The 24,473-nt window shown below is 47.6% G+C and carries 18 protein-coding genes; 17 read left to right on the forward strand and 1 reads right to left on the reverse strand.

What is annotated here, in order from left to right; genetic code table 11:
* Nucleotides 1-10 precede the first annotated feature (10 nt).
* The 4 genes from CI595_RS13235 to holA all read left to right on the forward strand — a co-directional run bounded on the left by CI595_RS13235 (nt 11) and on the right by holA (nt 5,779).
* Complete coding sequence (locus tag CI595_RS13235; protein ID WP_095173828.1) at nt 11-1,444, forward strand: sensor histidine kinase; 1,434 nt, start codon at nt 11-13, stop codon at nt 1,442-1,444.
* Between the two features lie 6 nt (nt 1,445-1,450).
* Nucleotides 1,451-2,401, forward strand: coding sequence for a GerMN domain-containing protein (locus tag CI595_RS13240; protein ID WP_243135162.1), 951 nt, complete (start codon nt 1,451-1,453; stop codon nt 2,399-2,401).
* A complete protein-coding gene (locus tag CI595_RS13245; protein WP_162291877.1) occupies nt 2,394-4,607 on the forward strand; it encodes a DNA internalization-related competence protein ComEC/Rec2 in 2,214 nt (737 codons plus the stop codon). The genes CI595_RS13240 and CI595_RS13245 overlap by 8 nt, the downstream gene beginning before the upstream one ends.
* A gap of 194 nt (nt 4,608-4,801) precedes the next feature.
* Nucleotides 4,802-5,779: a DNA polymerase III subunit delta gene (gene holA / locus CI595_RS13250; RefSeq protein WP_095173830.1), complete on the forward strand. Its 978-nt coding sequence runs from the start codon at nt 4,802-4,804 to the stop codon at nt 5,777-5,779.
* Between the two features lie 216 nt (nt 5,780-5,995).
* Here the strand turns inward: holA and rpsT are convergent, their stop codons facing one another.
* Entirely contained in the window at nt 5,996-6,256 is a 261-nt protein-coding gene (gene rpsT, locus CI595_RS13255; protein WP_095173831.1) for a 30S ribosomal protein S20, read from the reverse strand.
* A gap of 403 nt (nt 6,257-6,659) precedes the next feature.
* Here rpsT and gpr point away from each other — a divergent pair, with 403 nt between their 5' ends.
* The 13 genes from gpr to CI595_RS13320 all read left to right on the forward strand — a co-directional run bounded on the left by gpr (nt 6,660) and on the right by CI595_RS13320 (nt 24,471).
* Complete coding sequence (gene gpr, locus CI595_RS13260; RefSeq protein WP_095173832.1) at nt 6,660-7,565, forward strand: GPR endopeptidase; 906 nt, start codon at nt 6,660-6,662, stop codon at nt 7,563-7,565.
* 149 nt (nt 7,566-7,714) lie between these two features.
* Nucleotides 7,715-9,037, forward strand: coding sequence for a stage II sporulation protein P (locus tag CI595_RS13265; protein ID WP_095173834.1), 1,323 nt, complete (start codon nt 7,715-7,717; stop codon nt 9,035-9,037).
* A 145-nt stretch (nt 9,038-9,182) separates the two neighbouring features.
* Nucleotides 9,183-10,997, forward strand: coding sequence for a translation elongation factor 4 (gene lepA / locus CI595_RS13270; RefSeq protein ID WP_095173836.1), 1,815 nt, complete (start codon nt 9,183-9,185; stop codon nt 10,995-10,997).
* 28 nt (nt 10,998-11,025) lie between these two features.
* Complete coding sequence (gene hemW, locus CI595_RS13275) at nt 11,026-12,168, forward strand: radical SAM family heme chaperone HemW (RefSeq protein WP_095173838.1); 1,143 nt, start codon at nt 11,026-11,028, stop codon at nt 12,166-12,168.
* 328 nt (nt 12,169-12,496) lie between these two features.
* Nucleotides 12,497-12,946 (forward strand): CBS domain-containing protein, encoded by a 450-nt coding sequence (locus CI595_RS13280; RefSeq protein ID WP_095173840.1) that lies wholly within the window; start codon nt 12,497-12,499, stop codon nt 12,944-12,946.
* Nucleotides 12,947-13,516: 570 nt separating this feature from the next.
* On the forward strand, nt 13,517-16,357 hold the full coding sequence (gene uvrA / locus CI595_RS13285) for an excinuclease ABC subunit UvrA (RefSeq protein ID WP_095173842.1): 2,841 nt from the start codon (nt 13,517-13,519) through the stop codon (nt 16,355-16,357).
* Between the two features lie 109 nt (nt 16,358-16,466).
* Entirely contained in the window at nt 16,467-17,459 is a 993-nt protein-coding gene (gene mreB, locus CI595_RS13290) for a rod shape-determining protein (protein WP_095174341.1), read from the forward strand.
* A 160-nt stretch (nt 17,460-17,619) separates the two neighbouring features.
* Nucleotides 17,620-19,854 (forward strand): SF1B family DNA helicase RecD2, encoded by a 2,235-nt coding sequence (recD2, locus tag CI595_RS13295; RefSeq protein ID WP_095173844.1) that lies wholly within the window; start codon nt 17,620-17,622, stop codon nt 19,852-19,854.
* Nucleotides 19,855-19,871: 17 nt separating this feature from the next.
* Nucleotides 19,872-20,561, forward strand: coding sequence for a ComF family protein (locus tag CI595_RS13300; protein WP_095174342.1), 690 nt, complete (start codon nt 19,872-19,874; stop codon nt 20,559-20,561).
* A gap of 196 nt (nt 20,562-20,757) precedes the next feature.
* Nucleotides 20,758-21,189 (forward strand): hypothetical protein, encoded by a 432-nt coding sequence (locus CI595_RS13305; protein WP_095173847.1) that lies wholly within the window; start codon nt 20,758-20,760, stop codon nt 21,187-21,189.
* On the forward strand, nt 21,186-22,244 hold the full coding sequence (locus CI595_RS13310; protein ID WP_095173849.1) for a hypothetical protein: 1,059 nt from the start codon (nt 21,186-21,188) through the stop codon (nt 22,242-22,244). Before CI595_RS13305 ends, CI595_RS13310 begins: the two co-directional genes overlap by 4 nt.
* 45 nt (nt 22,245-22,289) lie before the next feature.
* The gene (gene cdaA, locus CI595_RS13315) at nt 22,290-23,174 is read left to right on the forward strand and encodes a diadenylate cyclase CdaA (RefSeq protein ID WP_095173851.1); all 885 of its coding nucleotides are present in this window, start codon (nt 22,290-22,292) and stop codon (nt 23,172-23,174) included.
* Nucleotides 23,152-24,471 (forward strand): CdaR family protein, encoded by a 1,320-nt coding sequence (locus CI595_RS13320; protein ID WP_095173853.1) that lies wholly within the window; start codon nt 23,152-23,154, stop codon nt 24,469-24,471. Before cdaA ends, CI595_RS13320 begins: the two co-directional genes overlap by 23 nt.
* The last annotated feature ends 2 nt before the right edge of the window (nt 24,472-24,473 follow it).

Raw genomic sequence — 24,473 nt, forward strand, 5'->3', positions numbered from 1 at the left:
GTCTGTGAAGTTGTTTGGAAAAAAAATAAAACATACATTTTTTAAGAGTCTGCGGTTTCGGATCCTGCTGATCCTCATTGTCATCGGCATTGTTCCCAGTATCATTGTGGAAAATGTCATTGTGAACAGTTATGAGAACCGGGCTGTGGATATCAGGATCGTCAATGTAAAGAACCAGTGCGATATTCTGGGGAACCAGCTCATGAAGGAGGACTATCTGAATCATCCGGAATCGGAGGTGATCAATAATGAGCTATCCATGCTGTCTGCTATTTACAATGGCAGGATCCTGATCATCAATGAGGATTTCAAAGTCGTCAAAGATACGTTTGATATCGACGTGGGAAGATATGTGCTCTCAGAGGAGGTGATCCGGTCCTTTGAGGGGGAGAAAAATACACCGCATTATGATAAGAAGAACTCTTATATTGAACTTACAAGCCCTCTGACCGTACCGGGAAAGAAAAAAGTCAAGGGTGTAATGCTCATGAGTATTTCCACCAGCGAGATCGCAGACAGTGTTGATATGCTGGAACAGAGGGGGAATCTCCTTCTCATTGCCATCTGTCTGCTTGTGGTGGTGTTCGGATACTTTCTTGCCGGTGTTTTAGTGAAGCCATTCTCCAGGGTCACCAAATCCATTGAGGATTTGACGGACGGATATCTGGATGAGGAGATCTCGGTTCCTGATTATACAGAGACAGAGCTGATAACCAATGCCTTCAACAAGATGTTAAGCCGTATGAAGGTTCTGGATGAATCCAGGCAGGAGTTTGTATCTAATGTGTCCCACGAGCTGAAGACGCCCATGACTTCCATGAAGGTTCTGGCGGATTCCCTGGTAGGGCAGGAGAATGTACCTGTGGAGTTGTATCAGGAATTTATGCAGGATATCGCTGTGGAGATAGACAGGGAGAATAAGATCATTACAGACCTTCTTTCCCTGGTGAAGATGGACAAAAAAGCCTCTGACTTAAACATTGCCGAGGTCAACATCAACCAGCTTCTGGAGAATATCCTGAAGCGGTTAAAGCCGATTGCTGAGGCAAAACAGGTGGAACTGATCCTGGAGAGTTACCGGCCGGTAGTGGCTGAGGTGGATGAGGTGAAACTGAGTCTGGCCCTGTCCAACCTGGTGGAGAATGGGATCAAATACAATACGGAGGACGGCTGGGTACGAGTGACGCTGAATGCTGACCATAAATATTTTTATGTATCTGTTGCGGACTCCGGCATTGGTATTCCTGAGGAGAGTATTGACAGGATATTTGAGCGCTTTTACCGGGTGGACAAATCCCACTCCAGAGAGATCGGCGGCACAGGCCTTGGTCTTGCCATCACCAGAAATGCCATTGTTATGCACAGGGGCGCCGTAAAAGTAAAAAGTGAAGAGCATAAAGGAACCACCTTCTCTGTGAGAATTCCTTTGACCTATATTGCTTAAAAGGAGGTGGCAGCATTGAGAAAAATAGGATTGATGGGAATTCTTCTGCTGGCAGTATGCGCTCTGGCAGGGTGCGGGAAGCAGAAGATGCCGGATAATACAGAGAAAGCTGAATACAGGATGTATTACCTATCCCCCACAGAGGAAGCTCTGGTTGAGGATGACTATGTACCGGAAGAGCGGGTGACTGCCAGCATGGTGAGCGAGATGGCAAAAAAGCTGACGGAGCCTGTGGACAGCGATGATTATATAAAACTGCTTCCGGATGATGTAAAGATTCAGGAGTATGAATTTGACGGACGAGGTGTCGTGCTGAATTTTAATGAAGCCTATACCAAGATGAAGAATACCAGGGAGATCCTTGTGCGGGCGGGGATCGTAAAATCCTTCACCCAGATTCCGGGAGTCATCAATGTGACTTTCCTGGTGGGCGGTGAGCCGGTGACAGATTCAAGCGGCAATGCCTACGGTGCCATGGACAAGGACACCTTTGTGGAAAATGAAGGTGAGAACCCCAATTCGTATGTCTATGCGGATGTGAATCTGTACTTTGCCAATAAGGCCGGTGACAAGCTGGTGAAGGTGACAAACGGCGGCGGGTATTACAGCATAAATGTGCCGCTGGAGAAAAAAATCGTGGAGTTACTGATAAAAGGTCCGCCCAGCGATTCGGATGCCCAGCCCACCATTGCAAAGGATACCAAGATTTTGGGAGTATCTATTGTGGAGGGGGTGTGCTATGTGAACCTGGACAAGACCTTTATGAACCAGAGTATGAATGTACAGCAGGAGCTGCCTGTTTATTCCATTGTCAATTCCCTGATGGATGCGTGCAAGATACACGGCGTGCAGATTTCCGTGGAGGGGGAGACAAAGGTCACGTTCCGGGAGAGCATGAGCCTGGATAAACTTTATAAGGCAGATTACAGCTTAGTGGAGGATGCATCAGATGAGTAAACGGCCTCTGTGTGCCTTTGCCCTGCTTTTTATGGCAGTCATCTGGTGTCTGAACCTGGCGGGAGTTCCCTTTTTCGGGAATGCTCCCCCGGTTCTGCCAAACGGCTGCAGCCCGGACCATGCGGTGCTTGAGGGCAGGGTTTATGAGACAAAAAGCAATTCTTTTTATACCACTCTATATATCAGACAAGTAAAAATTCTAAGTGATCCTAACAAATATTCCATAGAACAGGTAAAAGTAAATATCAAAAATGATCTGGCAGACAATACCGTCAGGCCGGGCAGAAAAGTGCGCCTTACCGGAGATCTGCAGCAGATTCCTCTTCCTTTTAATCCGGGGCAGTTTAATGAAAGGAGCTATTATTATGCCAGGAAGATCAAATGGTATCTGGAGGGCAGCAGTATGAAAGCATTTCCCCCGGATGCCTGGTCTTTTGAAGCACTGCGCTGCCAGGTGAAGAGTTTCCTGAGTGACAAGATACTGGAGCTGGCACCTTTTGACACAGGAGGGATTTTCTGCGCGATGCTGCTGGGGGAAAAGCAGGAGATCGGTAAGGAGGACCAGCTGCTGCTGAAGCTGGACGGAGTTCTTCATATTGCTGCCATCAGTGGTACCCATCTCTCTTTTCTGGGATGGGGGTTGTTCCGGTTGCTGCGGAAACTGCGTGTGCCGGTGGCGGCTGCAGGGGGGATCTCTGTCATGCTGATGATGCAGTACGGGATATTTACAGGGAGCAGTGCCTCTGCGATGCGCGCGGTGATCATGTTTTCTCTTGCAGTGGGGGCCATGGCGGCAGGCCGGACATACGATCTGCTCTCCGCTCTGTCGCTGTCGGCAGTGCTGCTGCTTCTGGAAAGTCCGGGATATCTGTATGACAGCGGGTTCCTATTGTCCTTTGGGGCTATTCTGGGGCTGGCTGTGGTCTATCCGGCGTTTTCGGAAAAGAAAGAAAAAAGAAAGACGGCAATGGCACTGAAATCCGGCCTGGCTGTGCAGCTTGCCACAATTCCTATACAGATGTATTTCTTCTATGAACTGCCTGTATTTGGGATTCTGGTGAACCTGCTGGTGCTGCCTACAGTGGGGATCGTGCTGGGTTCCGGGGTATTCGGGTGTCTGGCAGGTCTGGCAGTTCCGTTTTTGGGAGAGCTTTTCATGCTGCCCGGAGCCTTTTTCCTAAAGATGTATCTTTTTATGGGACAGATTTTGAGACAGATCCCTTTTGCTTCCGTGATAACAGGCAGGCCCGCAATGTGGAAAATTCTGCTGTATTATATTTTATTGGCAGTGTGGGCGGCGCGGGGGAGAAAGGAGGAGAAAAAGCGGCATATTCTGCTGCGGTATCTTCCCCTGATTCTGGGGGTTTTTCTGCTCTTCGTAAGGATACCGGACAAAAAACTGAGGATCACCTTTTTAGATGTGGGCCAGGGGGATTGCTCTGTGGTTATGTATGAGGGAAAAACCTATGTCGTCGACGGCGGGAGCAGCAGTGTGTCCGGTGTGGGGAATTACAGGATCCTGCCTTTTTTTAAATGCATGGGAATCCGGAAGGTTGACGCTATTTTTCTTTCCCATATGGATGATGACCACATAAATGGTATCGGAGAGCTGCTGAAGGCCATCAGAAACCGGGAGACAACTCTGCGGATAGAAAAGCTTTTTTTATCAGAGTGCAATGACAAACAGGAGAAGCGTAAAGTAATAGAGAAGACCGGGCGTGAGGCAGGATGTCGGATTTTATATCTCTATGGAGGGGATAGGATCAAAAGCGGAGAGTTGGAACTGCGCTGTCTTTATCCCTATGAAAATACAGAGGGAGACAGCAACGAAGCCTCCCAGGTCCTTCTTCTGTCTCTGGGGGATTTTAGGGCGCTTTTTACCGGGGATATGGAGGGCGCAGGGGAAACAGCAGTCACAGAGGCTCTGGAGCAGAAACAGATAAAGGCGCAGGTACTGAAAGTGGCGCATCACGGCTCAAAGAATTCCACATCCCTGCGTTTTTTGGAGGCGCTGAAGCCTGCTGCAGGCATCATATCCTGCGGGGAAGATAACCGCTACGGACATCCCCACAGAGAGCTGACCGAAAGGCTTTTAGAGGAAAAGGTGAAAATATTTCAGACAAAAGAACTGGGAGCCGTGTTTCTGGTCACGGACGGAAAAAGATCAGAAGTATCTTTTCAGCATAAAAAATCCATGGTAAACTAGAGGGTATCTAATCGTAACAATTCAGACAGGTCTGCGCATTTACTGCGCTGACCGTATGAAAAAGTAGTGCCGGCAGGCATCCGGCCCATGGCGAAGCGATTTTTAATGGCTGGATGCGTAACGGTTCAGCTTGTCTGAACTGTTACATCTAATCTGCACGGGAGTTTGAAAGCGCAGCAAAAGGAGTAACTATAATGGAAAGTTTACAGGAAGACATAAAAAACCAGGATTTCAAAAAGGTCTATCTTTTCTGCGGGGAGGAGGCCTATCTGAAACAGCAGTATAAACATAGAATGAAGGCAGCCCTGCTGCCGGAAGATGACAGCATGAATTTCTCCCTGTTCGAGGGCAAAAAGACAGAGCCTAAAAGTGTGATTGACCTGGCGGAGACCATGCCCTTTTTTGCTGACCGCAGAGTGATCATGCTGGAAGACACGGGATTTTTCAAAAGTCAGTGTACGGATCTGCCGGAGTACATGGCGGAACTGCCGGATTACCTTTGTATGATCTTTGTGGAGGATGAAGTAGATAAGCGCAGCCGGATGTACAAGGCAGTAAAGAAGTACGGAAGAGTCGTGGAATTTGCAAAACAGGATTCCCAAACCTTGATCCGGTGGGTGTTAAATATGATGAAGCGGGAAGGAAAGAAGATAACCCAGGGGGATATGGAACTTTTTCTGACAAAGACAGGGACAGATATGGGGAACATAGAAAAGGAGCTGGAAAAGCTTCTCTGTTACACCATGGGTCGGGATGTCATCACTGCAGGGGATATAGAGGCTGTGTGCACCACACAGATCACCAATCATATTTTTGACATGATCAAAGCCGTGACGGAGAAAAGGCAGAAGAGAGCGCTGGATCTGTATTATGACCTGCTGTCCTTAAAAGAGCCGCCCATGAGGATCCTATTTCTGCTTGCCCGCCAGTTTAATCTGATCATGCAGGTGAAAGAGCTTTCCAAAGAAGGATATGACCAGTCAGCCATCGCCAAGAGAACAGGACTCCAGCCTTTTGTAGTGAGAAATTATGCCGGTTATGCAAACAGGTACAGCACAGAGGATCTGCGGGCCACGGTGGAGGAATGTGTACAGACAGAGGCGAAAGTAAAGACAGGCTATATGAATGATGTGATGAGCGTGGAACTTCTGCTGGTGAAATTCAGCAGCTAATACAGCGCTGCATAAGTCTTGCAGTAAACAGTGCCTGATATCCGCGTCAGGCGTGCACCCGGAGTGGATAGCGGGAACTGGTGCTCCATCCCGGCAGAATCACACGGCAGAGGCGTGTATCTGAAAATAGTGTTCGGTATTTGGAGACCGAAAAGGGGTATAAAAAGATCCCGGCTGATGACGGGCAGCCGGGATCTGTAAATTCTGTCTATAGGATTAGAGTGCGTTTACAGCTTTGGATAATCTGGAAACTTTTCTTGCTGCATTGTTTTTGTGGTAAACACCTTTGGATGCAGCTTTGTCGATTGTAGAGATAGCATTCAGCAGTGCTGCTGCAGCTGCCTCTTTATCTTTTGCTGTAACTGCTGCTTCTACCTTTTTGATAGAAGTTTTCACTGCTGATTTGATAGATTTATTTCTATCAGCCTTTGTTTTGTTCACTAAAATTCTTTTTTTTGCGGATTTAATATTTGCCAAACCGTACACCTCCAAAATTAATTTCTTCTATAATTATTTTTATTCGTTACAATAAAAAGCCTGCGAACCCTGCTTTCTACCGTTTGTTATGGTTTTGTACCGGTTAGACACGGACACGCCGGTACCACATGCTTTTTTATTCTAGTTGATTTAAATGTAAATGTCAATACATAAAATCCCCCAAAATGCAAAAAATAGGCATAAATGTTACTGTTCACAGCTCTGTCAGGACAGAACTGCGGACAGCAGCAGGCTTCGCGGTGCACAGTTCTGCCCTTAAGGGTGCAAAATGCAATAACTTGCATTTGGGCGCTGGCTAACCCGGGATTTTGCTTTGCAAAACACTTCCCGGGACAGTACCTGTGAATAGCAGCATATAAATATCTGGAAAGGAAAGATTGATATGGCTTTAGGAAGAATACGCACGGACCTGGCACTGGAGACGAAAGAGAAATTCGAGGAGGACAATGTGGAGATCCGAGGTGTGATCATCGAGGAGGACTACAATGAGGAGAAAGATATCCGCACCACTACGGTGAAGATAGAGACAGAAAACGGAGCGAAAGCTATGGGACGTCCTCAGGGAGTTTATATTACGCTGGAGGCACCCAACATGTCTGTGCCGGATGAGGATTATCACAGGGAGATTTCAAAAGAACTGGCAAAGCACATTAAAAAGCTGGTACCTGTGGAAAAAGAACTGACTGCACTGGTGGTAGGGCTTGGCAACCGGGATGTGACGCCGGATGCCCTGGGTCCTGATGTGGTCTCCAATCTGCACATCACCAGACATGTCATCCAGGAATACGGTGTGCAGAGCATGGGGAAAGAGTATGCCAACAGTATCAGCGGTCTGGTTCCCGGCGTTATGGCCCAGACCGGTATGGAAACTCTGGAGATCATCCGCGGGGTGGTGGATGAGACAAAGCCGGACGTGGTGTTTGCCGTGGATGCCCTGGCGGCGCGCAGTACAAAGCGCCTGAACCGGACCATCCAGATCACAGACACGGGCATCAATCCCGGCTCCGGCGTGGGAAATCACAGAAACGGGCTGAGTGAGGAAACCCTGGGGGTGAAAGTGATCGGCATCGGTGTGCCCACCGTGGTGGATGCCGCCACGATCGTGCAGGACTCCATGGCTCACCTGCTGGATACACTGGAAGAATCAGAGAAAAAAGAATTTCTTGAAGAAATGATCTCCCCTTCCTTGCACAGTATGTTTGTGACCCCAAAGGATGTGGATGAGACCGTAAAACGCCTGTCTTATACTATTTCCGAGGGGCTGAACATGGCATTCGAGCAGGCTTGACAACATCCTGCACTCCATCCGTCCCATGATCCCACTGATACACGAAAGTGGGATCGTAAGGGGACAGCAGCCGGAAACACGTCCTTGTTTTTTTCTTCCGGACGCATAATTCATGTAAGTTGTCTCATATATAGATATGAGGTGATAGGGTGAAGAAGATGGATGATGGAAAGCTTCTGCGGATCGTGTTGTGGCTGCTCTTATGTGCTGTTGGAGCATATATTCTCATAAAAGGAATGTCATTAGATAAAAAAACGCTGGTGAATATGTGCAGGGACGCCCAGGAGAAAGCCATCGAAGCGTATCTGCCGGGAATCCTGGAGACGGAGGGGGTGAAGACCCAGACGCCTGTGGAGTGGCTCTGCAGCAAGGTGGAGGAACAGCTTCCGTTTCTGGGGACTATCCAGGCAAAAGAAATGGAAGAGACGGAGAAAGACCAGGAGACAGACAAGAAGATCATGGAGGAGAATTCCGATTTTCTGGAAGCGAAGCTGCTGGAGGAAAACCAGGAGGCAGGACCGGTCGGTTCCGGTGAGGAAAATACAGGAGGCGTGGATGCCCAGAGTGAGAACGGGGAAAGCGCCGGGAACACAGAGGGCGGGAGCCAGCAGGAGGCCGGGACAGGCAAAGACAATACACAGACAGCAGACGCGGGAGACGCAGGGCAGCAGGAGGCCTCTGCCGCCAATGCTATAGTGAATCCTATTTCACTTGATATGTTCCAGGATTTTGACTATGTGATAAGCAACTTTTATACGATAGATAAGACGACCAGCATCAACAGTGACCAGCTCAATGCCCCGGCACTTGTGTCGGAGGATTTAAAAATGACAACAGGCAGCGACCAGCCTCAGATCCTGGTGTACCACAGCCACTCCCAGGAGGAATTTATTGATTCCAATCCCGGCGATCCCAGTACCAGCATTGTGGGAGTCGGGGAGTATCTGGTTACGCTGCTGCGGGATACATACGGCTACAATGTGCTTCATGTGACGGATACCTTTGACATTGTGGACGGAAAACTGGACAGAAACAAAGCATATAATTATGCACAGGACAAAATCAGCCAGGTGCTGGAGGAGAACCCCAGCGTGGAGGTAGTCATTGATTTACATAGAGACGGCGTGCCGGACGATAAACACCTGGTCACAGACGTGAACGGCAAGCCAACTGCGAAGATCATGTTTTTCAACGGATTGAGCCGTACCAACCAAAACGGGGATATTGAGTATTTGCCAAACCCTTACATTCAGGATAACCTGGCATTTTCCCTGCAGCTCGCTCTCCAGGCAAAGCAGTATTACCCGGAATGGCTGCGCACCATATATCTGAGAGGATACCGCTATAACCTGCATCTGCGGCCAAAAGCCCTCCTGGTGGAATGCGGTGCCCAGACCAATACCGTGGAGGAGGAAATGAATGCCATGGAACCCTTGGCGGATGTGTTAAATAAAGTTTTAAAAGGGGAGTGATCATCATAAGAAATGCTTGATTCCCCCCAAACCTTCGTGCTATACTAACATGGGCTTGCTGTAAAATGCAGGAAGCCCATTTAAAATGTAAAAAGAACTGATAATTTGAGAAAAGATAGAGATAAACAACAGGAGGAATCAAGCAGTGGCAGGAGTTGACCAGAGCAAAATCCGTAATTTTTGTATCATCGCACATATAGACCATGGAAAATCCACCCTGGCGGACCGGATCATTGAAAAGACCGGTCTTTTGACTGAGAGGGAAATGCAGTCACAGGTCTTAGACAACATGGATCTGGAGAGGGAGAGAGGCATCACCATCAAGTCCCAGGCTGTCCGTATTGTCTACCAGGCAAAGGACGGGGAGGAATATATTTTTAATTTGATCGACACGCCGGGCCATGTGGACTTTAATTATGAGGTGTCCAGAAGCCTGGCCGCCTGTGACGGCGCCATTTTGGTGGTGGATGCTGCACAGGGGATCGAGGCCCAGACCCTTGCAAATGTCTATCTGGCGTTGGACCATGACCTGGATGTATTTCCGGTCATCAATAAAATCGACCTTCCCAGCGCGGAACCGGACCGGGTGAAGAACGAGATCGAGGACGTTATAGGCATAGAAGCCCAGGATGCGCCGTTGATCTCTGCAAAAATGGGACTGAATATTGAGGAGGTTCTGGAGAAGATTGTGGAGAAGATACCTGCTCCAAAAGGAGAAGCCCAGGCGCCTCTGCAGGCTCTTATTTTTGACTCTGTCTATGATTCTTATAAAGGGGTCATTGTATTTTGCAGGATCAAAGAGGGTACCGTGAAAAAGGGAACGAAAATCCGCATGATGGCAACAGGCGCTGTGGAGGAAGCGGTGGAAGTGGGATATTTCGGGGCAGGACAGTTTTTGCCTTGTGAGGAGTTGTCTGCCGGCATGGTAGGCTACATCACTGCAAGTATTAAAAACGTGAAGGATACCCGGGTGGGTGATACCATAACCGACGACGAGAATCCCTGTGCAGAACCCCTTCCGGGCTACAAAAAGGTAAATCCCATGGTATACTGCGGCGTATATCCTGCAGATGGTTCAAAATATCAGGATTTGAGAGATGCCCTGGACAAGCTTCAGTTAAATGACGCCTCCCTGCAGTTTGAGCCGGAGACCTCGGTGGCGCTGGGATTTGGATACCGCTGCGGCTTTCTGGGTCTGCTTCATCTGGAAATCATTCAGGAACGTCTGGAACGGGAGTACAATCTGGATCTGATCACAACTGCGCCGGGCGTTGTCTACAAGGTACACAAAACAAACGGTGAGATGATAGAGCTGACAAATCCCTCCAATCTTCCGGACCCCTCTGAGATTGAGTACATGGAAGAACCGATGGTGAAAGCGGAGATTATGGTGACCACAGAGTTCATCGGTCCGATCATGGATCTGTGCCAGGAGCGCCGCGGGCAGTATCAGGGAATGGAATATATGGAGACTACCCGTGCGCTGCTGAAATACCACCTGCCGCTGAATGAAATAATCTATGATTTCTTTGATGCCCTGAAATCCCGTTCCAGAGGGTATGCGTCCTTTGATTATGAGATGCTGGGTTACGAGCGCAGTGACCTTGTAAAACTGGATATCCTGGTGAATAAAGAGGAAGTGGATGCACTGTCATTCATTGTGTTTGCAGGGTCCGCCTATGAGCGCGGCAGGAAAATGTGTGAGAAGCTGAAAGAAGAGATTCCGCGCCAGCTCTTTGAAATTCCCATCCAGGCAGCCATCGGCAGCAAAATCATTGCACGTGAGACCGTGAAGGCCATGAGAAAAGATGTACTTGCCAAATGTTACGGCGGTGATATTTCCCGTAAGAGAAAACTTCTGGAGAAACAGAAGGAAGGAAAGAAGCGTATGCGCCAGGTCGGAAATGTAGAGATTCCGCAGAAGGCCTTCATGAGTGTCCTGAAGCTGGACGATAAATAGGATTTGGGAGATTACAGGAGAAGATAAGATGAAAAAAGATTTGGGGCTGTACCTTCATATCCCCTTCTGCATGCAAAAATGCGGATACTGTGACTTTTTATCCGCAGCAGGCAGCGGGGAGGAGAAAGAGAATTATGTACAGGCTTTGGAAAAAGAGATCCGAAGCTACGGTGATTTTGCGAAAGGATACAGGGTTTCCACTGTTTTTGTGGGAGGGGGAACCCCTTCCTGTCTGGAAGCAGACCAGACAGAGCGGATATTTGGGGCGATCAGGGATACCTTTGAAATAGAAAAAATGCCGGAGATTTCCATGGAGATGAATCCCGGCACCGTAACGGCCGGGAAACTGCAGGCATACAAAAACTGCGGCATCAACCGACTGAGCATGGGACTGCAGTCAGTCAGAAACAGCAATTTAAAGTTGCTTGGAAGGATCCACACGTTTGAGGAGTTCCTGGAAAGCTTCCGTCTGGCAAGAGAGGCCGGTTTTCAAAACATCAACCTGGATTTGATCTCCTCCCTGCCGGGGCAGACAAAAGAGTCCTGGGCAGAGGAACTGGAAACAGCAGCAAAACTCTCCCCGGAACATATCTCCGTATACCAGCTGATCCTGGAGGAAGGCACCCCGTTTTATGAAGCGTATGCAGGACATCCTGAACTGCTTCCGGACGAGGAGATGAGCAGAGCTATCTATGAGACGACGGAAGAGGTGCTGGGAGAGTACGGATTTCACCAGTATGAGATCTCAAATTATGCGAAGGAAGGCAGAGAATGCCGGCATAATCTGAAATACTGGGAAAGGGGGGACTATCTGGGGCTTGGCCTCGGCGCTGCATCCATGGTGAGGAACATGCGTATGAGCAATACCAGGGATATGAATACATATCTGGAAAAATGCAAAGAGCCGAAGACCATGCGCACAGATGTACAGTTTTTGGAGGAACCGCAGCAGATAGAAGAATTTATGTTCTTAGGGCTTCGCAAAACAAGGGGTATATCCAAAAAAGAATTCCGCCGTATTTTTGGCAGAGATATAGAACTGGTCTATGAAAAAGCTCTGGAAAAACTTTTGTCAAATGGAATGCTCCTGGAGAAAAAGGACAGGCTGTATCTGTCAGAAGAAGGGGTGCTCCTCAGCAATACAGTCCTCTCCGAGTTCCTATTTGACTGACCTGTACAGATTTCTGCAGGCAGTGACTTTTAATGGTTACTGTTTACAGGCCACTGTACCGGGAGGCGTTTTCATGCCGGAAGCATGAAAATCCTGAGGCAGGCAGCGCGATATGGGGTAGAATGCTCCATATCTGTGCGTCGTGAAGCGTGTTACCGGACACGGAGTGAACAGTAATATTTTATGAACATAGGTTATAGAAATTTAATAAAGTTTTACAGTTTATCTCTGGAAAATTAATATAGAATGTGTCAGAATAAAGGAAGGTAATATATGATGAAACGGCGGGGATCTCTGACCGTTTTGCATGACATTTTGGGAGGGTATAATGAATATTTTATTTTTTCTCACTCCGAAGAGTGATGTGGCCTATATCTATGACACCTACAGTTTAAGGCAGGTCTTGGAAAAGATGGAATATCACCGGTATTCGTGCATTCCGATTATCGGGGAGAATGGTAAATATGTGGGGACAATTACAGAAGGGGATTTACTTTGGGGACTAAAGAACCGCGGCGACCTGAATCTGAAAGCTGCGGAGGAGATTCCCATCACAGCATTCAAGCGCCGGGCTAACTATACACCCGTTCGCGTGGATTCCGATATGGAAGATTTGCTGGACAAGGCCATGCGGCAGAATTTCGTACCGGTTATTGATGACCAGAAGAATTTTATAGGTATTGTCACAAGAAGAGACATCATGCAGTATATCTGTTCTGAGCATCAGAATAAAAATAAAGAAGAATGCAGAACCTATGTACAGCATGCGTCTGTATGATAAAAAGTAAAAAGGCTTGCCGCGTTTGCGGGGGCCTTTTTTGTACGCAATTGGTTTAGACAGGGGTCCTGCATGTAGAATGTAGTTTGCTTTTAGTCTTTCTAAAAGCAGAACCTATGCATTTTATATCTGTCGGAAGAGAAAACCAGGGATGTTGGGGGAGTCTGCGGGCCTCCTCTGGCAGACATTGCGGTAGAGAGCCTGAAAATCCAGCGCTTATGGAGACTTGGCGCGAAGCCTTTGCTGAGCGTCTTAGTCGGAGTTAGCGCTTAGTTGAAGGGGAACGAAGCTGGCTGCCAGAGGAGGCCCGCAGACTTCCCCAACATCCCGTCCCCCTTGCCGTAACCCGGCCCAGAAAATCCCTGTTTTCCCCCAACATTTCCTAAAAATCTCTCTGAACATATGTTTGCAAATACACATAGCCTGTGATATAATGGCAGATAGCATAAAAACAAACATACATTCCCCGAAAACCGCATCCCCAATCTGCCGAAAGGCAGAAGCTATGGTGCTTTTCGGAATGAGAATCCTATAGAAACTGTTGCGCTGATCAAAAATAAGGAGATAGAAATGGCAGTAAGAACACACGACAACCAATTTATCAAAATACGCGGAGCAAACGAGAACAATCTGAAAAATCTGGATGTGGACATCCCCCGCAATGAGCTGGTGGTTTTAACCGGGCTGAGCGGTTCAGGAAAAAGTTCCCTTGCATTCGACACCATATATGCGGAAGGACAGAGAAGATATATGGAATCCCTGTCATCCTACGCAAGGCAGTTCCTGGGACAGATGGAGAAACCGGACGTGGAAAGTATTGAAGGCCTTTCCCCGGCTATCTCCATTGACCAGAAATCCACCAACCGGAACCCGCGTTCCACAGTTGGCACCGTTACGGAGATATACGATTATTTCCGTCTTCTTTACGCAAGGATCGGTATCCCCCACTGTCCGAAATGCGGAAAAGAGATTAAAAAGCAGACCGTTGACCAGATGGTTGACCAGATCATGAGCCTGCCCCAGCGGACAAAACTGCAGCTTTTGGCACCTGTGGTCAGAGGCCGGAAAGGTACCCATGCAAAGCTTCTGGATCAGGCAAAGCGCAGCGGTTATGTGAGAGTGCAGATTGACGGCAATCTCTATGAACTCAGTGAAGAGATAAAACTGGATAAGAACATTAAGCACAATATTGAAATCGTTGTGGACCGTCTTGTGGTGAAAGAGGGGATTGAAAAACGACTTACAGATTCCATCGAAAACGTTCTGAATCTGGCTGACGGACTTCTCATTGTGGACACTATGGATGGAAACCAGATGAATTTCAGCCAGAGCTTTTCCTGTCCGGACTGTGGTGTCAGCATTGACGAGATTGAGCCTCGGATTTTTTCCTTTAACAATCCCTTCGGTGCCTGCCCTGCCTGCTTTGGACTGGGGTATAAGATGGAGTTTGACGTGGATCTGATGATACCGGACCAAAGCCTGAGTATTGCAAAGGGAGCCATTGTGGTTCTTGGCTGGCAGTCCTGCACGGATAAAGGCAGCTTTACAAGGGCCATTTTGGATGCCCTTGCTGAGGAATACCATTTTGAACTGGATACACCGTTTCAGGATTATCCTGACAAGATCAAGGACGTGATCATCAACGGAACCCGCGGCAAAGAGATAAAGGTACACTATAAAGGCCAGCGCGGCGAGGGTATATACGACGTGGCTTTTGAGGGGCTTGTTAAAAATGTGGAGCGCCGCTACAGAGAGACCGGTTCGGAGTCCAGCAAACAGGAATATGAATCCTTTATGCGCATCACACCATGTCCTACCTGTAAGGGCCAGCGTCTGAAAAAGGAAGCCCTAGCCGTCACTGTGGGAGACAAAAATATACATGAGGTTACGTCCATGTCTATCCGTAAACTGCAGGTGTTTTTGCATGAACTGCAGCTCACTCCCACCCAGCAGATGATTGGCGAACAGGTATTAAAAGAAATCCGTGCCAGAGTGGGCTTTCTGATGAATGTGGGACTGGAGTACCTGACACTATCCCGTGCAACAGGTACCCTGTCCGGCGGGGAAGCACAGAGGATCCGTCTGGCAACCCAGATCGGCTCAGGTCTTGTGGGAGTTGCCTATATATTGGATGAGCCAAGTATCGGCCTGCACCAGCGTGACAACGATAAACTGCTTGCCACATTGAAACACCTTAGAGATTTGGGCAACACCCTGATCGTCGTGGAGCATGACGAGGACACCATGCGGGAAGCAGATTGTATTGTGGATATCGGTCCCGGCGCAGGGGAGCACGGCGGCCAGTTAGTGGCGATCGGTACGGCGGATGACTTGATGAAAAATAAAGATTCCATCACCGGCCAGTATTTAAGCGGTGCCATGAAAATCCCTGTACCAAAGGAGAGAAGAAAACCCACAGGTTTTCTCACCATCCGGGGAGCTTCGGAAAACAATCTGAAAAACATTGATGTGAAAATACCCCTGGGAATTATGACCTGCGTTACCGGTGTTTCCGGCTCGGGCAAGAGTTCCCTGATCAATGAGATCTTATACAAAAGCCTGGCAAGAAAGCTGAACCGGGCCAGAGTGATTCCCGGAAAACATAAAGGGATTGACGGTGTGGAGCAGCTTGACAAAGTCATTGACATTGACCAGTCTCCCATTGGCAGAACACCCCGTTCCAATCCGGCCACCTACACGGGAGTCTTTGACCAGATCCGTGACCTTTTTGCAACCACTGCGGACGCAAAGGCCAGGGGGTATAAAAAAGGAAGATTCAGCTTCAATGTAAAAGGCGGAAGATGTGAGGCCTGCAGCGGTGACGGAATTCTGAAGATAGAGATGCACTTTCTTCCCGATGTGTACGTCCCCTGTGAGGTCTGCCAGGGAAAACGATATAACAGAGAGACTCTGGAAGTGAAATATAAAGGAAAGAGTATATACGATGTGCTGAATATGACCGTTGAGGAGGCGCTGACCTTTTTTGAACACCTTCCTTCCATCAAGAGAAAGATCCAGACCCTTTACGATGTGGGACTTTCTTATATCCGTCTGGGACAGCCATCTACGGAATTGTCAGGCGGTGAGGCACAGAGGATCAAGCTGGCAACAGAATTGAGTAAGAGAAGTACGGGAAAGACCATCTACATTCTGGATGAGCCTACCACAGGTCTGCATTTTGCGGATGTGCATAAGCTCATTGAGATCCTCCGCCGTTTGGCAGAGGGAGGGAACACAGTGGTTGTCATTGAGCACAACCTGGATGTGATAAAAACTGCGGATCATATCATAGATATCGGCCCGGAAGGCGGCGATAAAGGGGGAACCGTGATAGCTACCGGTACACCGGAGGATGTGGCGGCGAATCCTGTCTCCTACACAGGTCGTTACGTGTCAAAATATTTGAATTGATTGCCCCTTTTCATTTCGGGACAAGTTGGGTATAATGAAGGATATCAGTGGGCCCGGGACTAAAGTGCCGGGCAGAAGACTGATATCCAAAAATAGAAAGGGGTATTCTATGGCAGCGACAGATATTGGAATCGACTTGGGAACGGCCAGTATACTGGTTTACGCAAAAGGAAAAGGCATTGTACTGAAGGAACCATCCGTAGTTGCATACGATAAAGATAATAATAAAATAAGAGCGGTAGGAGAAGAGGCAAGACAGATGATCGGCAGGACCCCCGGCAACATTGTGGCAGTCCGCCCCCTGCGCCAGGGTGTCATTTCAGACTATGAGGTGACAGAAAAAATGCTGAAATACTTCATCTCTAAAGCTATGGGAAAGAAAGCTTTCCGAAAACCCCGCATCAGCATCTGCGTACCCAGCGGTGTGACAGAGGTAGAAAAGAAAGCAGTGGAGGAAGCCACTTACCAGGCAGGAGCCAGAGAGGTAAATATCATCGAGGAGCCCATAGCGGCAGCCATCGGGGCGGGTATTGATATCACAAGACCTTTTGGCAACATGATCGTGGATATCGGCGGAGGCACCACTGATGTGGCGGTGATTTCCCTCGGAGGAACTGTTGTCTCCACTTCCATCAAAGTGGCAGGAGACAATTTTGACGAGGCAATCATGCGTTATGTGAGAAAAAAACATAATCTGATGATCGGGGAACGTTCTGCGGAGGATGCAAAGATCCAGATAGGAACTGTCTATCCTCATCCCCAGCCTAAGACCATGGATGTGAAAGGGCGGGATACGATCACAGGACTCCCCAAAAGCGTTACTCTGACCTCAGAGGAGATCAGGGAAGCCTTAAAAGATGCGACTGTACAGATTATGGAGACCATACACGGAATTCTGGAGAAAACACCTCCGGAACTGGCGGCTGATGTTGCTGACAGAGGCATTGTTCTCACCGGCGGCGGTGCGCTCTTAGGAGGCCTGGAGACACTCATCGAGGAGGAGACAGGCATCAACACCGTGGTTGCTGAGGAGCCGGCCATGGCTGTGGCCATCGGCACAGGCCAGTACATGGAGCTTATGAGCAAGATAAACGGTAAATAAATCGGGAACTATTCAGCAGGTCTGCGCATACATTGTGCTGACTGTAAGAAAGCATTCCACAGCCAAGCAAAAATGCTGTCGCCAAAGGTGATCTTGCATGGATTTTTGCCTGTAACTGTGTGGGTACTGAACAGTGACAATAAAACAAAAGAGGTAAGATATGGAAGAAACCATAGAAGGATATGTGGACCATATTATCTTCCGGAATGAGGACAATGGGTACACGGTTATGGTTGTGATCGCTGAGGAGGAAGAGCTGACCTGCGTGGGCAGTTTCCAGTATCTGAGTGAAGGGGAAACCATCAAAGCCTATGGACATTATACGGAGCATCCGTCCTATGGCAGACAGTTCTCCGTCACCTCCTATGAGACCGTAGTGCCCCAGGACTCCATGGCTATGGAACGTTACCTGGGTTCCGGTGCCATCAAGGGAATTGGTGCAGCTCTGGCAGCCAGGATCGTCAGACGCTTCAAGGATGACACACTGCGTATTGTGGAGGAGGAGCCGGAGCGGCTGGCAGAAATAAAAGGGATCAGTGAAAAAAAGGCCAGAGAGATCGCAGCACAGGTATCTGAGAAAGCAGACATGCGCAAGGCCATGATGTTTCTCCAGCAATACGGCATATCCCTGTCACTGGGAGCTAAGATATTCAATCAATACGGACAAGAGATGTACGGCATATTAAGGGAGAATCCCTATAAGATGGCTGAGGATATAGACGGAGTGGGATTTAAGATGGCAGATGAGATCGCTGCCAGGATTGGAATCCACACAGATTCCGACTACCGTATCCGAAGCGGTCTTCTATACATATTACTGCAGGCAACTGCAGAAGGGCATGTGTTCCTTCCACAGCGCATACTGCTGGAACGGGCATCTGCCCTTTTGGGCGTTGCAGCCCCTTATATGGAAAAACATATTATGGATCTGGCCATAGACAGAAAGATTGTGATGAAAGAAACCCCACTCAGAGAGGGTGTGCAGCCCGAGCCTGTTATCTATGCCAGCCAGTATTATCAGCTTGAGCTGCATGTGGCTCAGATGCTGAAAGAACTGGCATTGGAGGATACTGTGGATGAGGCCGGGATGGAAGCAAAGCTTGCCAGACTTGAAAAGAACGGAAACGTCCAGCTGGATGAAAAACAGCGCCAGGCAGTCATAGAGGCTGTGAGAAACGGCCTCCTGGTCATCACCGGCGGTCCCGGTACCGGAAAGACCACCACGATCAATGCGATCATCCGCTACTATGAGCTGGAAGGTCTGGATATCTGTCTGGCGGCCCCTACGGGAAGGGCAGCAAAGCGCATGACAGAGACCACAGGTTATGAGGCCAGAACCATACACAGGCTCTTGGAACTGAGCGGAATGCCGGATGATTCCTCAGCCAGTATCCATTTTGAAAGAAACGCACAGAATCCGCTGGAAGCGGATGTTGTTATCATTGACGAAATGTCCATGGTGGACATTTTTCTTATGCACGCGCTGCTCCTGGCTATTACGCCGGGTACACGCCTGATCCTGGTGGGAGATGTAAACCAGCTTCCAAGCGTAGGACCGGGAAGTGTACTCAAAGACATCATCCGTTCCGGAAAATTTCCGGTTGTAGAGCTGGTTAAGATTTTCCGTCAGGCTTCCCAGAGTGATATTGTAGTGAACGCACACAAGATCAACCGGGGTGTCCCTGTTGTCCTGGATAACAAGAGTATGGATTTCTTCTTTCTGAAGCGGTATGATGCAAATGTGATCATCAGTGTTGTCATTACCCTGATCCAGAAGAAGCTGCCAAAGTTTGTGGATGCCACTCCCTATGACATTCAGGTCCTGACTCCTATGCGGAAAGGTCTTCTGGGTGTTGAACGGCTCAATGGTATCCTGCAGCAGTATCTGAATCCCCCATCCCCTGATAAAAAAGAAAAAGAACACGGCAATGGCCTGTTCCGTGAGGGGGATAAGGTCATGCAGATCAAGAATAATTACCAGACCGAGTGGGAAGTCCGGGGTAAATACGGCATTCCCGTGGAAAAAGGCGTAGGTGTCTTTAACGGAGATACGGGAATCCTGCGGGAGATCAATACCTTTGCAGAGACCTTGACCGTAGAGTTTGATGAGGGGCGTTTTGTGGAGTATGCCTTTAAACAGTTAGATGAGCTGGAACTGGCGTATGCGATCACTATCCACAAATCACAGGGAAGCGAATATCCTGCAGTGGTCATACCGCTGCTCGGAGGCCCCAGGATGCTGATGAACAGAAATCTACTCTACACGGCAGTGACCAGGGCCAGAAAGTGCGTGACACTGGTAGGAGATGAAAATACTTTTTGGGAAATGGAAAAAAACCAGATGGAACAAAGCCGTTATACCACTCTGGATCTGCGGATAAAGGAAAGCTTCTAGCTTCCTTTGTCCTTGATCTGGTCTATCCCAGGCGCTGCCCAGTCTGCCATGACATTGCAGTCCCCCGGGGAAGGGCCATATGCCGGGAATGCCTGGATAAACTTGTGCCCATACATGGGCCGCGCTGTTTCAAGTGCTCTAAGCCTCTTTCTGACCGTGAGGCGGAGTTCTGCTATGACTGTGCATCAAAAAAACATTCTTATGACCGTGGAATCAGTATTTTTCCTTACGGCTCCGTTCTTTCACAATCCCTGTATCAGTTAAAATATCACCAAAGGCAGGAATACGGACGTTTTTACGGACGCTATGCCGCAGCCTGTGCAGGGGAACAGATCCGCCTGTGGGGCCCGGAGGTGTTGATCCCTGTTCCGCTCCATCCAAAAAGGATGGAAAAGAGAGGATATAACCAGGCAGAAATAATCGCAGGGGAGATTGGCAGGATACTGCAGTTACCTGTAGACACAAAAACGGTTGTCAGGAGAGTCAACACAAAACCACAGAAAGAACTGAATGACAAGGAGAGGAGAAGCAATCTGCGCAGTGCATTTGCTGTGAGGCAGGCAAAGCTTCCGTGGAAAAAAATACTGATCATTGATGACATCTACACCACAGGAAGCACTGTGGACGGTGTAAGCCTTGCACTGAAAGCTGCCGGCGCAGAGCAGGTATATTTTTTAACCATAGCCATAGGCACAGGTTTCTGTTGATAAGGCTTGATTCGCCTGCTTTATTTATGCTATAATGCAAGTTGTATACATTGGATGCCATTTAAGAGATGTAGTAAGTGGCACATTTGTTGTGTCAAAAATGCAGGAGACTTTTTGGGCATAACGATAGGAAACGCTGCATAATTACACTGTGAAGACATCTAAATCCTTGTTTCACAGGAAGTAGAGGAAGCTTATGTTAAATGAACAAAAAATCAAGAAAATGAGAAAATTAGCTGCTTACGAATCCGGTAAGGGAAGAGAAGATCTGTCGATCAGCAATTACTACAGAAGTGATTACATAGGCCTTGCGCTGATCAAAAACTTTTTTATCACTACCATTGCCTATGCGTTGCTGCTGGCTGTCTATTTTGGATATAAGAGCGAATATATGATGGATAATCTCCATAAGATGGATTTGTTTTCATTGGGGCTTAAGATTATCATTATATATATCGTACTGCTGGTGGCCTACAGCATATTGACGTATATTTACTGCTCTGTCAAATACAGGAGTGCCCAGAAAGGTGTGGAAGAGTATTACAGAGAGCTGGGACAGCTGAAAAAAATATATGACAGAGAAGAAAAGAGAGCCGGGAGACTGACCGGAAGGAGGAAAGGCGCATGACAGCGTTACTGATATTGAAACAGAAAATCAAAGAATTTTACGGGGAGCATGACACCTGGATTCTTCCGATCCTGAAGTTTATTTTAGCATTCGGCCTTTTCAAAGGCATTAACACTACACTGGGTTTTATGGGAAAACTGGATAACATTTTTGTTGTCCTGATCCTTGCTCTTCTGTGTTCTGTTATGCCAATCAATGCCATGACGATCCTGGGTTGTATCCTGATCATCGGCCATTGCTATGCGGTGGGGATTGAAGTCGCAGGTTTTGCATTGCTATTAATGATCCTGCTGATGATATTATTTCTGCGGTTTACATCCAAGGATAATGTGGCACTGGTGCTTACACCGGTTTCCTTTGCCTTTCATATCCCGGCAGCGGTACCCATTGGCTGTGGCCTTCTCAGGGGACCCGCAAGCGCAGTACCTGCCGGCTGTGGTGTGGTCCTGTACTACTTTATGCGCCTGGTAAAAGACAAGGCGGGAGTGCTTCAGGGAAAAGAGACAGAAGCTGTCCAGAAACTACAGATCTTACTGGACGGACTGGTAAAAAACCAGGAAATGTGGCTGGCAATCATTGCTTTTGCCACAGTGACCCTTCTGGTATATCTTATCCGCCGCTCCTCCTTTGACTACTCCTGGAGGATTGCAGTGGTCACGGGTTCTGTGGTATATATCGTCCTGATGTTGTTCGGAAGTATGTTCATGAGTATCAGCATGGAGATGGGCAGCGTTATCATTGCCGGTGTGGTTTCCGCAGTGATTGGCCTTGTCATCGAATTTTTTGTACTGGGAGTGGACTACTCAAGAAGTGAAGTGGCGCAGTTTGAGGATGACGAATATGTATATTATGTAAAAGCAGTTCCGAAATCACTGGTGTCACAGACTAAGAAGAGTGTGAAAAAGTTTTCATCTAATAAGAAATCTGATGACAGAGATTTGGATGAAGAAGATATAGAGGAAGATCTGGTGCAGGATGCAGCTCCTGTGGAGCATGTTTCTGAAGAGGATTTTGATTTTGAGAAACAGCTGGAAGAATCGCTGAAAGACTTATAAAGACAATCCCATAGGGGAATTATACATAATTAAGGGGGTGGAGATATGGGGAATTTTACAGTAATTTTAAAAGAGTATTTGGGTAAGATGACACTTCCCCGTATAGCCTGGATCGATATTATTGAGATTCTGCTGATAGCTGTTTTTGTTTATCAGTTCATGCTGTGGGTGAGAAATACCCGGGCGTATTCTCTGCTGAAAGGAATCCTGATTGTCCTGGCGTTTATCTTCATCGCATTCCTTTTAAAGATGAATACCATTCTCTGGCTGGTCTATAATGCAGGTGGTTATGCAATCACAGCCATATTGGTTATTTTTCAGCCGGAACTGCGTAAGGCTTTGGAGGAGTTAGGACATAAGAAGATCGTAAGCAACATTCTTCCGTTTGACAACGGGAAAAAAGAGGACAGCGGAAGATTCAGTGACCGTACATTAAATGAAATTGTGCGTGCCAGCTTTGAAATGGGGGAGGTCAAGACCGGGGCCTTGATCGTGATCGAGGAGGAGACAGGATTAAACGAGTTTGCCAGAACGGGTATTTATCTGGATTCTCTGGTGACAAGTCAGCTCCTGATCAATATCTTTGAGCATAATACGCCTCTTCATGATGGCGCTGTTATAATCAGAGGGGACCGTGTAGTTGCAGCCACCTGTTATCTGCCGCTTTCAGATAATATGGAACTGAATAAAAATCTTGGGACCAGACATCGCGCAGGTGTGGGGATCAGTGAGGTCAGTGACTCTATCACGATCATTGTCTCAGAAGAAACCGGCCGGGTATCCGTAGCCCATCATGGCAAACTTATTGTAGGGGTAAACAGAGATGAACTCAAAGCAATCTTGTTAAAGGAGCAGAATGCCAACGCAGAGAAACAGAAACGCAAAATATGGAAGGGATGGGTGAAGAATGAAGAAAAGTCTGATGAATAAATTTACCTTGAAAATCCTTTCTCTGCTGATAGCCATATTGATCTGGCTGCTGGTCATGAATATAGAGAACCCTTCCATCACCCAGACATACATGGATATACCGGTTACATTTGTCAATGAGTCTTATATAGAAAGTATGAATAACATTGCACTTATGGTGGATGGAAAAGACTCTGTAAATGTCCGTATCCGGGCTGCAAGTGAAACCATCAAGAAACTGAGCAAAGAGAATATTACAGCCGTGGCTGATCTGACACAGATCATTGATATGGATTCTGATCCTATTATGGTGCCGGTCACGGTTACCTGTGCGGGAGTCGATGATGAGGATATAGAAGTGACACCTAAAAATATTCCCATCAAAATAGATGAACGAAAAAGTCTTGACCGTATCATCAGTACGGAACTCATAGGGGAATCTAAGCCCGACAATAATTACGAGGTTGGAAAGATAACTGCCAATCCGGAAAAGATCAATATTGTAGGGCCAAAATCTATTATAGAAAAAATAGACAGTGTGACAGCCCAGGTAAATGTGGACGGTATGGGCGCAAGTGGTGAGCGGGAAGCTACATTAAAGATATATGATAAAAACCACGATGAATTAAGTGAAAAGCAGATGTCTTATCTTAAATTCGATGTGCCCAGCACTACAGTCCAGGTTTATGTTGAATTATGGAGAATGTTGAAGGATGTTACAATTGATGTCTCCAATGCGTACGTGGGAAGCCCGCAGAGTGGGTATCAGGTAGATTCGGTGTCATCGACACCAAGCGAGATCAGTATAGTGGGTTCGGAAGAGGCGCTGCAGAAATTCACGGTAAACGGAAACAAACTGACAATCCCTCAATCGGATGAGAGGGATATTTCGGGTAAGTCCTCTGATTGTGAATTCTCAGTTGATCTGACAGAACTTTTGCCAAAAGATATAAAACTTGCAACAGGCGTAAATGATACAGCTCTTTTAACAGTAAAGATACTTCCGCTGAATAGTAAAGAGTATAATATTTCCACAAATGAAATGAAAGTTGAAAATAGTCCTGCCAATATGAATGTGGTTATGGACAAAGTGGAAGTTCTGGTTCGGGTTGAGGGAAAAGAAGAAGATTTAGATAAACTGGATAAGAGTCAAATACATCTCAGTATTGATCTGAAATCTTATACAGCAGCCGGCGAATACGAGGTACCAGTTAAAATTGAAGTGCCGGATGGATATCAGGTGGTTGATGAGATCAATGTGAAGGTCACTTTGACAGATGCCAACGCAAATGTTGTAACTCAGAGATCGGAACCATAAAA

Source organism: Blautia hominis, assembly GCA_002270465.1.
In the GTDB taxonomy this organism is placed as follows: domain Bacteria; phylum Bacillota; class Clostridia; order Lachnospirales; family Lachnospiraceae; genus Blautia; species Blautia hominis.